The sequence below is a fragment of the Variovorax sp. VaC1 genome (genome assembly GCF_043658315.1).
GTDB lineage: Bacteria > Pseudomonadota > Gammaproteobacteria > Burkholderiales > Burkholderiaceae_C > Variovorax.
This window is the reverse complement of sequence record NZ_JBIGLT010000002.1, coordinates 566,942-580,261: the sequence shown is the minus strand read 5'-3', so window position 1 is coordinate 580,261 and position 13,320 is coordinate 566,942. Positions and strand designations below refer to the sequence as shown.

9 protein-coding genes are annotated in these 13,320 nt (G+C 68.3%); 6 read left to right on the top strand and 3 right to left on the bottom strand.

Going from position 1 to position 13,320, the window contains the following annotated elements; translation table 11 throughout:
• Window positions 1–10: 10 nt before the first annotated feature.
• The 3 genes from ACGLHS_RS09725 to ACGLHS_RS09715 all read right to left on the bottom strand — a co-directional run bounded on the left by ACGLHS_RS09725 (window position 11) and on the right by ACGLHS_RS09715 (window position 4,377).
• Window positions 11–1,516 carry an NCS1 family nucleobase:cation symporter-1 gene (locus ACGLHS_RS09725; protein ID WP_394479117.1) on the bottom strand — a complete coding sequence of 502 codons (1,506 nt, stop codon included), beginning with the start codon at window positions 1,514–1,516 and terminating at the stop codon, window positions 11–13.
• 121 nt (window positions 1,517–1,637) lie between these two features.
• Window positions 1,638–2,948, bottom strand: a complete 1,311-nt coding sequence (gene preA, locus ACGLHS_RS09720; RefSeq protein WP_093237949.1) for an NAD-dependent dihydropyrimidine dehydrogenase subunit PreA — start codon at window positions 2,946–2,948, stop codon at window positions 1,638–1,640.
• 70 nt (window positions 2,949–3,018) lie between these two features.
• Window positions 3,019–4,377 carry an NAD(P)-dependent oxidoreductase gene (locus ACGLHS_RS09715; RefSeq protein ID WP_394479115.1) on the bottom strand — a complete coding sequence of 453 codons (1,359 nt, stop codon included), beginning with the start codon at window positions 4,375–4,377 and terminating at the stop codon, window positions 3,019–3,021.
• 263 nt (window positions 4,378–4,640) lie between these two features.
• Between ACGLHS_RS09715 and ACGLHS_RS09710 the strand changes: the two genes are divergently transcribed.
• The 6 genes from ACGLHS_RS09710 to ACGLHS_RS09685 all read left to right on the top strand — a co-directional run bounded on the left by ACGLHS_RS09710 (window position 4,641) and on the right by ACGLHS_RS09685 (window position 13,317).
• Window positions 4,641–6,095, top strand: a complete 1,455-nt coding sequence (locus ACGLHS_RS09710; RefSeq protein WP_394479113.1) for a PLP-dependent aminotransferase family protein — start codon at window positions 4,641–4,643, stop codon at window positions 6,093–6,095.
• Window positions 6,092–6,793: a TetR family transcriptional regulator C-terminal domain-containing protein gene (locus tag ACGLHS_RS09705; protein ID WP_176801042.1), complete on the top strand. Its 702-nt coding sequence runs from the start codon at window positions 6,092–6,094 to the stop codon at window positions 6,791–6,793. Before ACGLHS_RS09710 ends, ACGLHS_RS09705 begins: the two co-directional genes overlap by 4 nt.
• 534 nt (window positions 6,794–7,327) lie before the next feature.
• Window positions 7,328–7,660 (top strand): hypothetical protein, encoded by a 333-nt coding sequence (locus tag ACGLHS_RS09700; protein WP_394479110.1) that lies wholly within the window; start codon window positions 7,328–7,330, stop codon window positions 7,658–7,660.
• A 56-nt stretch (window positions 7,661–7,716) separates the two neighbouring features.
• Window positions 7,717–8,856, top strand: coding sequence for an efflux RND transporter periplasmic adaptor subunit (locus ACGLHS_RS09695; RefSeq protein ID WP_394479108.1), 1,140 nt, complete (start codon window positions 7,717–7,719; stop codon window positions 8,854–8,856).
• Window positions 8,849–11,977, top strand: coding sequence for an efflux RND transporter permease subunit (locus ACGLHS_RS09690; RefSeq protein WP_394479106.1), 3,129 nt, complete (start codon window positions 8,849–8,851; stop codon window positions 11,975–11,977). The genes ACGLHS_RS09695 and ACGLHS_RS09690 overlap by 8 nt, the downstream gene beginning before the upstream one ends.
• The gene (locus ACGLHS_RS09685) at window positions 11,974–13,317 is read left to right on the top strand and encodes a TolC family protein (protein WP_394479104.1); all 1,344 of its coding nucleotides are present in this window, start codon (window positions 11,974–11,976) and stop codon (window positions 13,315–13,317) included. Before ACGLHS_RS09690 ends, ACGLHS_RS09685 begins: the two co-directional genes overlap by 4 nt.
• The last annotated feature ends 3 nt before the right edge of the window (window positions 13,318–13,320 follow it).

The following is a 13,320-nucleotide window of genomic DNA, read 5'->3' as shown; positions in this document are numbered from 1 at the left end:
TGTGTGTGTTTCAGGTGGGGTTCTTCAGGGGCGCGGACAGGCCCTGCAATTGCGGCGCCCGTGCCTTCATCAGGCCCAGGTACACGATGGCCGACAGCACCACGCCGACGAACCACGCGTAGGTGTAGATCGTCTTGAAGAAGTCGGGCATCGACGGCACGGCCGACGGAAAGGCCGCATTCAGAAAGCCCGGAATGTTGGGCAGCACGCCGACGATGAAGGCGATGACCGCCGCCATGTTCCAGCCGTTGCTGTAGCTGTACTGGCCGCTGCCGCGGTAGAGCGCGTCGACGTCCAGCTCCTTGCGGCGCACGAGGTAGTAGTCGGCAATCAGAATGCCGGCCACCGGGCCGAGCAGCGCCGAGTAGCCGATGAGCCAGGTGAAGATGTAGCCCTGCGTGGTCTCGAGCACCTTCCACGGCATCATCACGATGGCGATGCCGGCGGTGATGTAGCCGCCCTTGCGGTACGAAATCTTCTCGGGGTTGAGGGCAGAGAAGTCATACGCCGGGCCGACCAGGTTGGCCGCAAGGTTCACGCTCACCGTGTCGATCAACAGGATGATGAGCGCGATCAGCACGGCCGCGCCGGTCATGCGGCTGGCCAGGTCCACCGGGTCCCACAGCGCCTTGCCGTAGATCACCACGGTGGCCGAGGTGACCATCACCGCCATCATCGCGAGCAAGCCCATCGGTGCGGGCAGGCCGATTACCTGGCCCACCACCTGGTCGCGCTGCGAGCGCGAAAAGCGCGTGAAGTCGGGAATGTTCAGCGCCAGCGTGGCCCAGAAGCCCACCATGGCCGTGAGCGAGGGCCAGAACACCGCCCAGAACATGCCGGCCTTCTTGCCGCCCGGCTCGAACTGCGAAGGCTGGTCGAAGATCGGGCCGAGGCCGCCCGCGCGCTGCACGGCCCAGTAGAGCAGGGCGATGCACACGATGATCTTGAGCGGCGCGGTGTAGGTCTCGAGCCGGCGGATCGATTCGATGCCGTGCACCACGAAGTAAAGCTGGATGGCCCAGAAGATCAGGAAGCACACCAGCTGCGCGCCGTTGATGCCGAGCACCGGCAGCTTGTCGCCACCCAACGGCTGGCCCATGAGAACGCCGACCAGCGTGTAGATCATCTCGCCGCCGAACCAGGTCTGGATGCCGTACCAGCCGCAGGCCACGACCGCGCGCAGCAGCGCCGGCAGCCGCGCCCCGCGCGTGCCGAACGAGGCGCGCGCCATCACCGCGTACGGAATGCCGTACTTCGCGCCCGCGTGCCCGATGAGCAGCATCGGCACCAGCACGATGGCGTTGCCCAGGAACACGGTCAGCACCGCCTGCCCCCACGACATGCCGCCTTCGATCAGGCTGGCCGACAACGTGTAGGCGGGGATGCACATCACCATGCCCACCCACAGCGCGGCGAAGTGGTACCAGCGCCACGTTCGCTGCGCCAGTGTGGTGGGCGCCAGGTCCTCGTTCCAGAGGTTTGCGGCGGGTGCGCCGCTCTGCGATGGGGTCGTCATGTGGGATGTCTCCTGCGTGTGGGCTGTTTTCTTGACTGTGTTGTCGTTCCCCTCCTGCCGCCGCCCGGTCTGCGCCGGGCTTCTTCACTCATTCATTCACTCATTCGTTCATCCGATCGGCTCAGGCGTGGGTTTCGGCGCGCATCGGGTTGTTCGGGTGCGTGGTCCAGTTGGCGTACTGGCCGACCACCGGGCGGCCGGTGCGCGCGTCCACCTCGCCGGCCTTCAGCGTGCGCATCGACAGCGCGCCGGGCACCGGGCAGATCGACACGCACAGGTTGCAGCCGACGCACTCTTCTTCCTTCACCTCGAAGAAGCGCATGCCGTCCTTCGTTGCGCTGATGGCCTGGTGCGAGGTGTCTTCGCACACCACGTGGCAGCGGCCGCACTGGATGCACAGGTCCTGGTGGATCACCGCCTTGTCGACGTGGTTCAGGTTGAGCTGCTGCCAGTCGGTGATGCTGCCGACCGCGCGGCCGCGCATCTGCTCGAGGTTGGCGTAGCCCTTCTGGTCCATGAAGTTCGAGAGGCCATCGCACAGGTCCTGCACGATCTTGAAGCCGTAGACCATGGCGGCCGTGCACACCTGCACCGAGCCGCTGCCCAGTGCGATGAACTCGGCCGCATCGCGCCAGGTCGAGACGCCGCCGATGCCAGAGATCGGCAGGCCCGCGGTTTGCGGGTCGCGCGCGATCTCGGCCACCATGTGCAGCGCGATCGGCTTGGCGCCGGGGCCGCAGTAGCCGCCGTGCGAGCCCTTGCCGTCGGTGTGCGGAAACATCGCCATCGCGTCCAGGTCCACGCCCATGATCGAATTGATGGTGTTGATGAGGCTCACCGCATCGGCGCCGCCCTTCTTGGCCGCGCGCGCGGCGGGGCGGATGTCGGCCACGTTGGGCGTGAGCTTCACGATCACCGGCAGCTTCGAGTAGTGCTTGCACCACTCGGCCACCATCTGGATGTACTCGGGCACCTGGCCCACGGCTGCGCCCATGCCGCGCTCGCTCATGCCGTGCGGGCAGCCGAAGTTCAGCTCCAGGCCGTCGCAGCCGGTGTCTTCGACCATCGGCAGGATGTTCTTCCACGATGCCTCGGTGCACGGCACCATCACCGAGGCCACCAGCGCGCGGTCGGGCCAGTTGCGCTTGACGCGCGTCATCTCTTCCAGGTTGGTGCGCAGCGGGCGGTCGGAGATCAGCTCGATGTTGTTGAAGCCCGTCACGCGGCGGTCGGCCGCGTACGACACGGCATAGCGCGGGCCGTGCACGTTGACCACGTTCGGGTCTTCGCCCACGGTCTTCCAGACCACGCCGCCCCAGCCGGCTTCGAAGGCGCGGACCACGTTGATCTCCTTGTCGGTCGGCGGTGCGGAAGCCAGCCAGAAGGGGTTGGGGCTGCGGATGCCCACGAAGTCGATGCTCAGGTCTGCCATGTGAATTGCTCCTGTCGCGGCAAGGCGCGCACGGATGGAATGAGAGAAAGGGAAGGTCGGTGCAGCCGCGTCACGCGGCGCGCAGGTGGCGGTCGATGGACAGCGCGGCCTGCTTGCCGTCTTCCACCGCCTCGACCGTGAGGTCGCGCCCGCCGAAGCGCGCGTCGCCGCCGGCCCAGACCTTCGGGCGCGAGCTGCGGCATTCCGCATCGGTGCTGATGCGGCCGCCCTGCAGTTGCACGCCGCTGTCTTCCAGCGCGGTCGCGACAAAGCTCTGGCCGATGGCGCACAGCACCATGTCGGCCTGCAGCGCAAGGCCTTCGCCGGTCTCGACCAGCTTGCCGTCGACCAGCGCGGTGCGCGCGAAGTCGATGCCGCGCAGCACGCCGCCCTTGGCACGCAAGGCCTTCGGCGCGGCCCAATGGATGATGCGCACGCCGTTGTCCTTGGCCCAGCTCTGTTCGTCGGGCGATGCGCCCATGCCTTCGGTGCCGCGCCGGTAGACGATGCTCACGTCTTCCGCGCCGAGCTTGCGCGACTGCACGGCCGCGTCCACGGCGGTCATGCCGCCGCCGATCACCACCACGTGCCGACCGATGGCCACGTCGGCCGGCGATGCGGCCTGGCGCAGCTCGGCGATGAAGTCCACCGCGTCGCGCACGCCGGTCTGCTCGCCTAGGCCCAGCGTGTTCACGCCGGCCAGGCCCAGGCCGAGGAACACCGCGTCGTATTCGGCGGCGAGCGCATCCAGGTGCAGATCGCGGCCCAGCGCCTGGTTGTTGCGCACCTCGATGCCGCCGACCGACAGCAGCCACTCGATCTCGCGTTGCGCGAAGTCGTTCACCGTCTTGTAGCTGGCCAGTCCGTATTCGTTCAGGCCGCCGAGCTTGGGGCGCGCGTCGAACAGCGTCACCTGGTGGCCCAGCACCGCGAGGCGGTGCGCGCAGGCCAGGCCGGCCGGACCGGCGCCGACGATGGCCACGCGCTTGCCGGTGTCGGCCCCGCGCACGAAAAGCGGTGCGCCGGGCGCATCGAAGAAGGCATCGGTCGCGTGGCGCTGCAGCAGGCCGATCTCGACCGGCTTGCTCTCGTTGCTGTTGCGCACGCAGGCCTGCTCGCACAGCACCTCGGTCGGGCACACGCGGGCGCACATGCCGCCCAGCGGGTTCTCTTCGAGGATGGTGCGTGCCGCGCCGCGCAGGTTGCCGTCGGCGATGCGGCGGATGAAGGTCGGGATGTCGATGCCCGTGGGGCAGGCCGTCTGGCAGGGCGCATCGAAGCAGTAGTAGCAACGTTCGGCCTCGATGTTGGCCTGCACCACGTTCAGCGGCGGATGGGCGTCGCAGAAGTTCTTTGCGTACTGCTCGGGGTTGAGGCGGCCCGCGCGCACATCCGATGCAAGGTGTGCGGTGGGAGCGACGGGATTCATCGTGCTGCTCATGGGCGTTCAGGCTCCAGGATCGTGGTGGGGATCTGTTTCGACACGAGGGAGCTAGCCCTCATGAAGTTTGACCAAGTGGTCGAATGTCGCGATGATTCAGCAAACGAGGGGTGCCGCCCATACACAGTTGAAGCGGCATGCGAGAAAGTGTTTGCCGCGGCGGACCGTGCTGTTTGGTGCACTGTCCAGCACAGTTCCCAAGGGCAAACCCTGTCTCGACCGGCCACACGGGTTTCGAAGGAGACACAGCGATGCAGAGTTCACGCAACGCCCCGGCGCTGCTTTCACCGGCGCAGGCCGGTGCCGGATGGATGCAGGGCCTGATGGGCGAGATGGACGACGCCGGCCCCGGCCTCGGGCTGGCGCAACGGCTGGTGGTGGGCGTCGAGTTGCGCGTCATCGACGGGCGCCTCGCACCCGGCACCAAGATGCCTTCGGTGCGCGCGCTGGCCGGCAAGCTGGGCATCAGCACCTTCACGGTCACCGAGTCGTACAGCGCCTTGCGCGCACGCTCCGTGCTGGCCTCGCGGCCGGGCAGTGGCTACTACGTGCTGCATCGGCCGTCACGTTCGACGCTCGATGACAGCGGTTCAACGATGCAGCCCGTGGCCGAACAGACGACAGGCGAAGACAGGCCACCACCCGCTGAGTACCGCGGCGACGACCTCGTTCGCGAAGCCATGCGCCGCGTGGCCCGCGCCGCGCCCGACTGGGACAGCGGCACGCGCCCCAGCTTCGGCCTGCCACGGCTGCGCGAACTGATCGCCACGCGCCATCGCGCCGAGTTGCCCGCGATGGGCCCGCTGCAGGTGATGACCGCCGCAGGCAGCCTCGGCGCCGTGATGTGCCTGCTGCAGGCATGGACCGGGCCCGGCGATGCGGTGCTGGTCGAATCGCCCGCGCCGCGCCAGTTGCGTCGCCTGATCCACACGCTGGGCCGACGCATGCTCGAAGTGCCACGGCGCGGCGGCTGCCTGGACATCGGCACGCTCGACGGCCTCGCTGCACAGTTGCCTGCAGCGAGCGGGCAGCGCCTGCTGTTGCTCTCGACGGCCGTCTCCAATCCGCTGGGCATCTGCATGAGCCCGCAGGGCGCGCACCAGGCGCTGCAAGCCGCCGAGCACCACGACCTGCGCGTGATCGAACTCGACACCTGGCGCGGACTCTCGCCGCTGCAGGCACCCAGCCTCGCGGCGATGGACGGCCTGCAGCGCGTGGCGCAGGTCGGTGGCGTGTCGACCACGCTGTCGGCCAAGCTGCGGCTCGCGCATGTGCTGCTGCCGCAGCGCTGGGTCGACGACCCTGCGCTGCGCTGCCTGCACACCACGCTCGGGCCGAGCGAGTTCGAAGAGCGCGTGGCCTGCGAGGTGCTGGCCGATGCCAGCTATCCGCGCTTCCTGCAGAAGCTCAACACGGCGCTGAAGATCGCTGGCGAGCGTACCTTGTCGCTGCTCACCGGCGCGGGCCTGCAGGCGCTGTACGTGCCCGACGGCGGTCCCTTTCTCTGCGCCGGCTGGCCGCCCGGCAGCGAGCCGCGACCCACCAGCGATGCGGTGCTGCAGGAGGCGCGCAAGCAGGGCCTGCCGCTCGCGGCCGCTGCGGATTTCGGCAGCACGCCGCAGCCCTTCGCGTGGTATCGCTTCAACGTCGCGCATTGCGGCGACGAACGGCTCGTGCGTTTCCTTGCACGGATGAAGAACCCATGAGCACCACCGCACGCCCACCGGCCGTGAAGCGGCAGGCCCGCCGCCAGAACATCGAGAGCGCCATCCTCGCTGTGGCGCAGGAACGCTTCGCGCTGCACGGCTACGGCGGCGTTTCGGTCGACGACATCGCGGCCGATGCGGGCATCTCCAAGCAGAGCCTGCTGTACTACTTCCCCTCGAAGAAGGCCTTGTACAGCCGCGTCTTCAACGACGTGCTCGATTCATGGCTCTCCAATCTCAACAGCCTCGCGGATGCCGACCTCGATCCGCATGCCGCGCTGGAGCGCTACGTCACGCAGAAGCTGCAGTTCTCCTACGACCACCCCTCAGGCTCGCGCCTGTTCGCGCAGGAGATCATTTCGCAGGCGCCGCAATGCGCCGACGACATCGAGGCCAAGCTCGTGCCCGCCTTCCGCGCCGAGGCCGCCGTGCTGAACCGCTGGATGGCGAATGGCGACGTGGCGCCGCTGCCCGTGGCGCACCTGCTGTTCACGCTGTGGGCCATGACGCAGACCTATGCCGACTTCGCATGGCAGATGCGCATGCTGCTGGGCAAGAAGGCGCTGGAGCCGGCCGATTTCGACCTCGCGCGCGAGACCATCATCCGCATGCTCGAGGGGGCGCTGGGTCTTGCGCGGCCCGCCACTTCAGCGGTCGTCACGAGCCAGCAGGACCGGCGTCGGATAAATCGCACGTAGTGTGAATTTTTGTTGACGCTCGCATTGCTGCATCGCAATAATCCGCGCATCTTGTTTTTTGGAGCGCCGCGCGTGGACAGTGCCAGTTGTAGTAGCAGTGATGCAAAGCGTGCCTTGATGGCCGCTGTTGCCTGCCCGGCCTCCTGAACACCCGCTCTCCGGGTTGAGGTCGCCGAGCCGACCGCAGCCCTTGCCGATGCCCCGGCTCCCTTCGGAGCCCAGGCTTCGCGCCCATCTCCTCACGCCCAATTCATTGATCCTCCGCCCGGGGTGGCCCGATCGCGTTCGCGATCTTTCGGCCTCCCACCGGGCGGTCTGTGCGCGTGCGTCCATGCAGCGGAGCTTCGTTGCATCAACCAGCCCGAAAGGGCCGAGGAGAAGACCGTGGACCCAGACCCTAGTTGGCGCTTGCGCGCGCCTGCCCATCCTTCGCCCCCTTCATTGAACCCGCATCCGGCATTGCCCCGGAGGCCTCGACTCGCCTGAACACAGGCGTGAGGACTCCTGCGCGCCGATGCCGCAGGAGTCCCCGCCATGTTCGCTCTCGCTCATCGCCGTGAGACCTTGCGCCGCGCGCTGCATGCCGCGCTCGCGCAGCGCCGGCCCCAGGCCTTGCAGGCTCTGCTGTACAGCCACGGCGCCGCCGCTTTCGCCGCCACCCTCTCGCCCTGCTCGGGCCGCGTCATCGCCGACGCGCTCTCGACCTTGCCTGCGCCGCAGCGCAACGAAGTCTTCCGCCACCTGACCCGCGCGGCCCGCCGCCGCTGCGCGCAGGTCGGCGGCCGCGCGTTCGATGCCCGTCTGTCGATGGGCTTCTTCGCGCGCCTGCTGGCTTTCTGCCTGCCGCTGCGAGGGGCGCGGCTGTGACTGCGGTCCATCCCACAACAACAGATCCGGATCTCTCGATCCCCAGGAGAAGAACCATGAGAAAAAGAACCTTCATCGCCACCCTCGTCGCAGTGGCCGCCAGCATCGTGCTGGCCGGCTGCGACGTGGGCAAGATGTTCACGTCGTCCGCCGTGGCGCAGCCGGTGCCGGCCGCGCGCGCCGTGGTGCACGACGGCGCACTCGTCGCCGTGCCCGAAAACTCCCCGCTGCGCGCATCGATCCAGGTGGCCGCGGCGGAATCGCGCTCGGTGGAGCGGCCGATCGGCGCGCCCGGCAGCATCGAGGCCGCACCCGAAAAACTCGTCAAGGTCACTTCGCCGGTGGCGGGCCGCATCGTCAAGCTGCAACGCGCGCTGGGCGACTCGGTCAAGGCCGGCGATGCGCTCTTCACGCTCGACTCGGCCGACCTGAGCAACGCCTTCGGCGATGCCACCAAGGCCGAGGCCGCGCTGCGCCAGTCGCGCCGCGACTTCGAGCGCCAGAAGCTGCTGTTCGAAGCCGAGATCACCGCCCGCAAAGATTACGAAGCGGCCGAACTCGCCTACGGCGCCGCCACCAGCGATGCGCAGGTCGCGAAGAACCGCCTGGCACAGCTCGGTGCTTCGGCGGGTGCGGGCTCGCACCGCGAATACGTGCTGCGCTCGCCCATCAGCGGCCGCGTGATCGAGATGACCGGCGCGCAGGGCGGCTACTGGAACGACATCAACGCGCCGATCATGACCGTGGCCGATCTGTCGACCGTGTTCCTCACCGCCAACGTGTCCGAGAAAGACATCGCCGCGCTGCGCGTCGGCCAGAAGGCGCGCATCGACCTGAACGCCTACCCCGACCAAGCCTTCGACGGCACCGTCAAGTACATCGGCGAGGTGCTCGACACCGACACGCGCACGGTGAAGGTCCGCGTGGCCATCGACAACCGCCACGGCCGCTTTCGCCCCGGCATGTTCGCCAAGGTGGTGTTCTCGGGCGAGGCGCATCCCGCGGTGGTCGTGCCTGCGTCCGCGCTGGTGCAGAGCGGCCTCTACACCAAGGTCTTCGTGGAGAAGGGCGCCTTCACCTACGAGGCGCGCAACGTGACGGTGGGGCCGGTCATCGGCGACCGCGTCGAGATTCTTTCGGGGCTCAAGGCCGGCGAGCGCATCGCCGTGAAGGAAGGGGTGCTCCTCAATGATTGAGCGCCTCGTCACCCTGTGCTTTCGCCGGCGCGGCATCGCGTGGATCGTGTTCGCCTTCGTCGCGCTCTACGGCTGGACCTGCTGGAAGCAGTTGCCCATCGAGGCCTATCCCGACATCGCCGACGTCACCTCGCAGGTCGTCACCCAGGTGCCGGGCCTTGCGGCCGAAGAGGTCGAGCAGCAGATCACCGTGCCGCTGGAGCGCGAACTGCTCAGCACGCCGGGCCTGCACGTGCTGCGCTCCAAGAGCACCTTCGGCCTGTCGCTGATCGTCGTGGTGTTCAAGGACGGCGTGGACGGCTACTGGTCGCGCCAGCGCCTGCAGGAGCGCATCGCCCGCGTGACGCTGCCCTACGGCGCCACGCCGGGGCTCGACGCCTACACCTCGCCCATCGGCGAGATCTACCGCTACACGCTGGAGTCGAAGACGCGCGACCTGCGCGAGCTGTCGGAGCTGCAGTTCTGGACCGTCATCCCGCGCCTGAAGAAAGTCAGCGGCGTGATCGACGTGGCCAACTTCGGCGGGCTGACCACGCAGTTCATGCTCGCGCTCGATCCGGCGAAGCTGGTGCAGTACGGCGTCACGTTGCAGCAGATCAAGGACGCCATCAACGCCAACAACGGCAGCGCCGGCGGCAGCCTCATGAACCGTGGCGAGCAGGCCTACGTGGTGCGCGGCTCGGGGCTCATCGGCTCGTTGCAGGACATGGGCAACGTGGTGGTCACGGCCAAGTCGGGCACGCCGGTGCTGGTGAAGGACCTGGGCACGCTCAGCTACGGCAACGTCGAGCGGCGCGGCATTCTCGGCAAGAACGACAACCCCGACACCATCTCCGGCATCACGCTGCTGCTGAAAGACGCGCAGGCTTCTCAGGTCATCCAGAGCGTGCACGCCGCCGTGCAGGACCTGAACGACAACCTGCTGCCCAAGGACGTGAAGGTCGTGCCCTACCTCGACCGCGCCTCGCTCATCGACGCCACCACGCACACGGTCGGCAAGACGCTGATCGAGGGCATCGTGCTGGTCACGCTGGTGCTGCTGCTGTCGCTCGGCAGCCCGCGCGCGGCGGCCATCGTGGCGCTGACCATTCCGCTGTCGATGCTGATCGCCTTCATCTTCATGCGGCACCTGAACGTGCCGGCCAACCTGCTGTCGCTGGGCGCGATCGACTTCGGCATATTGGTCGACGGCGCGGTGGTGCTTGTCGAAGGCATCCTGCGGCGGCGCGAGCAGGCGCAAGACAAGCCATTGACCCCTGCCGACGCCATCGCCGCCACGGTGCAGGTGGCGCGGCCGATCTTCTTCGGCATGCTGGTCATCATCGCGGCCTACCTGCCGCTGTTCGCCTTCCAGCGCATCGAATACAAGCTGTTCTCGCCGATGGCCTTCGCGGTGGGCTCGGCACTGGTCGGCGCGCTGCTGGTGGCGCTCACGCTCATTCCGGGGCTGGCGTACCTCGCGTTCCGCAAGCCGCGCCGCATCTTCCACAACCGGCCGATGGAATGGCTGACGGTGCGCTACGAGGCCTTCCTGTCGCGTGCGCTGGGCAAGGGGCGCTGGGTGGTGGTGAGCTGCGCAGTGGCACTGCTGGGTGTGCTCGGCCTGGGCAGCACCATCGGCCGCGACTTTCTTCCCTACCTGGACGAAGGCTCGCTCTGGCTGCAGGTGACGATGCCGCCGGGCATCACGCTCGAGAAGGCAACGGGCCTTGCGAACGAGTTGCGCCGCGCCACGCGCGAGTTTTCGGAGGTCTCGTACATCGTGACGCAGACCGGCCGCAACGACGACGGCACCGACCCATGGACCGTCTCGCACATCGAGGCCAGCGTCGGCCTGCATCCGTACGACACATGGAAGTCGGGCCGGAGCAAGCAGGAGCTGATCGCCAAGCTGGCGGAGCGCTACAAGCAGCTGCCCGGCTTCTCGGTCGGCTTCATGCAACCCATGATCGACGGCGTGCAGGACAAACTCTCGGGCGCGCACAGCGACCTGGTGGTGAAGATCTACGGCGACAGCCTGGACGAGATGCGCCGCATCGCGGGCGATGTGGTGGGCGTGCTCGAAAAAGTACCCGGCGCCGTCGACGTGGCCATCGACCAGGAGCCGCCGCTGCCCAACCTGAAGATCGACATCGACCGCGCGGCCGCCGCGCGCTACGGCATCAACGTGGCCGACGTGAGCGACCTGATCTCTACCGGCATGGGCGGCACGGCCATCGGGCAGGTCTACGTGGGCGAGAAGAACTACGGCATGACGGTGCGCTTTCCAGAAGCCACCCGCAACGACCCGGGCGCCATCGCCGGCCTGATGCTCACGGCACCCGGCGGCGCGAAGGTGCCGCTCGGACAGGTGGCGAAGGTTCGCACCGTGTCGGGCGAGACCACCATCACGCGCGAAGCGTCGCGCCGGCACCTCACGGTGAAGCTCAATGCGCGCAACCGCGACCTGTCGAGCTTCCTGGCCGAGGCGCAGTCGGCCATCGAGCGCGACGTGCACTACGACCACCTGCGCTACCAGGTCGCCTGGGGCGGCCAGTTCGAGAACCTCGAACGCGCGCAGGCCCGGCTCATGGTGATCCTGCCGATGACGCTGGCCATCATGTTCCTGCTGCTGTTCGCCGAGTTCGGCAACCTGCGCCAGCCGGCGATGGTGCTGCTGGTGGTGCCGCTCGCCATACTCGGCGGCCTCGCGGCGCTGCACCTGCGCGGCATGACGCTGAACGTGTCGAGCGCGGTCGGCTTCATCGCGCTGTTCGGCGTGGCCGTGCTCAACGGCGTGCTGATGATCTCGCAGATCAACCGGCTGCGGCGCGAAGACGGCCTGCCGTTGCGCGAGGCCGTGATCGAGGGCGCGCGCAGCCGCATCCGCCCCGTGCTCGTGACCGCCACCGTGGCCGCCTTCGGCCTCACGCCCGCGATGCTGGCGATGGGGCTGGGCAGCGACGTGCAGCGGCCGCTGGCCACCGTCGTCGTGGGCGGCCTCGTCACCGCCACCCTGTTGACGCTGGTGCTTCTGCCGGCGCTCTACCACCTTGTCGAAACACGGGCCGAGGTCGCCGCCAGACGGCGCGCCGAAGCCGAAACGGCCGCGCCGGACGCGGGCCTCCTGGAGCACGCATGAAGAACAAGAACATCCATTGGCACGGCGTCGGCATGGCGCTGCTGTCGCTGTGCACGGGCATCGCCTGCGCGCAAGGCGCGGCACCGGCTTCGGCCGTGGCCGCCGGTACCACGGCAGTCGATTTCGCGAGCTACCTCGCCGCCGTCGAAAAGCACAGCCTCGACCTCGCATCGCAGCGCGAGTCGATCACCGCCGCCGAGGCCGGCGTGTCGATCGCGGGCGTCATGCCCGACCCGAAGCTCACCCTCGGCTACGGCCCGAAGGAGTTCAGCCGAACCGTCGCGCTGAAGCCGCCGGTCAGCCGCACGGTCGCCCTCGAATGGGAGATCGAGACCGGCGGCAAGCGCGACAAGCGCATCAAGGCCGCAAAGAGCAACGTCAAGCTGACCGAAGCCAACGTCGAAGGCTTCAAGCACCAGCTCTACAGCGATTCGGCCACCGCCTTCGCGGAAGCCTGCCGCACGCGCGAGGCGCTGGTGCGGCAGGAGTCGTCGCTCAAGTCGCTGTCCGACGTCGTGCGTGCCAACGAAGTGCGCCGCAAGGCGGGCGATGCGGGCGGGCTGGAGCTGCTCCAATCGCGCACCGAGCGCGACCAGTTCCAGGCCGGCGTGGTCAAGGGGCGTGCCGATGCGCAGGCCGCGCTGCTGAACCTGTCGGTGCCGCTGGGGCAGCGCTTCGGCGAACTGTTCGGGCCGCTCGGGTTGAACTGCGACTTTGCAGCGTACGCGCCGGGCGACGACGTCGACGCCCTGATCCGCCAGGCGCTCGATGCGCGCGACGAGGTGCTGATCGCCCGCGCGACCCTCGACAGCGCACGCGCGAATGCCGAGCTCGTGCAGGCCAACCGCTATGTCGGCCCCACCGTGAAGCTCACGGCCGGCCGCACGCCCATGGGCCGCAGCACCTTCGACGGCGAGGGCAAGGAGACACCCGGCTCGCCGGTCTCGCGCACGCTGGCGGTGGAAGTGTCGATGCCGCTCCCGTTCTCGCGCCTGCAGAAGGGCGAGGTGATCCAGGCCGAGTCGGCCGTCACGCAGGCGATGCTGGGCCTGCGCGCCGCCGAGCTGAAGACCGATGCCGATGTGCGCACCAGCTACACCCAGTTTGTTGCCGCGCGCGAGAACCTGCGGCGCTACCGCGAGTCCGTGCTCGCGGACTCCGACAAGGTGCTTGCGGGCATTCGCCTGTCGTACCGCAACGGGCAGGCCTCGCTGCTGGAGTTCCTGGCGGCGCAGCGTTCGGCCGACGACGCGTACCTCGCGTACCTGCAGGCGCGGGCCGACCTGGCCGCTGCCACCGTGCAGCTTCAACTGAGCGTCGGGCTGCATCCCGCGCTCTGAGTC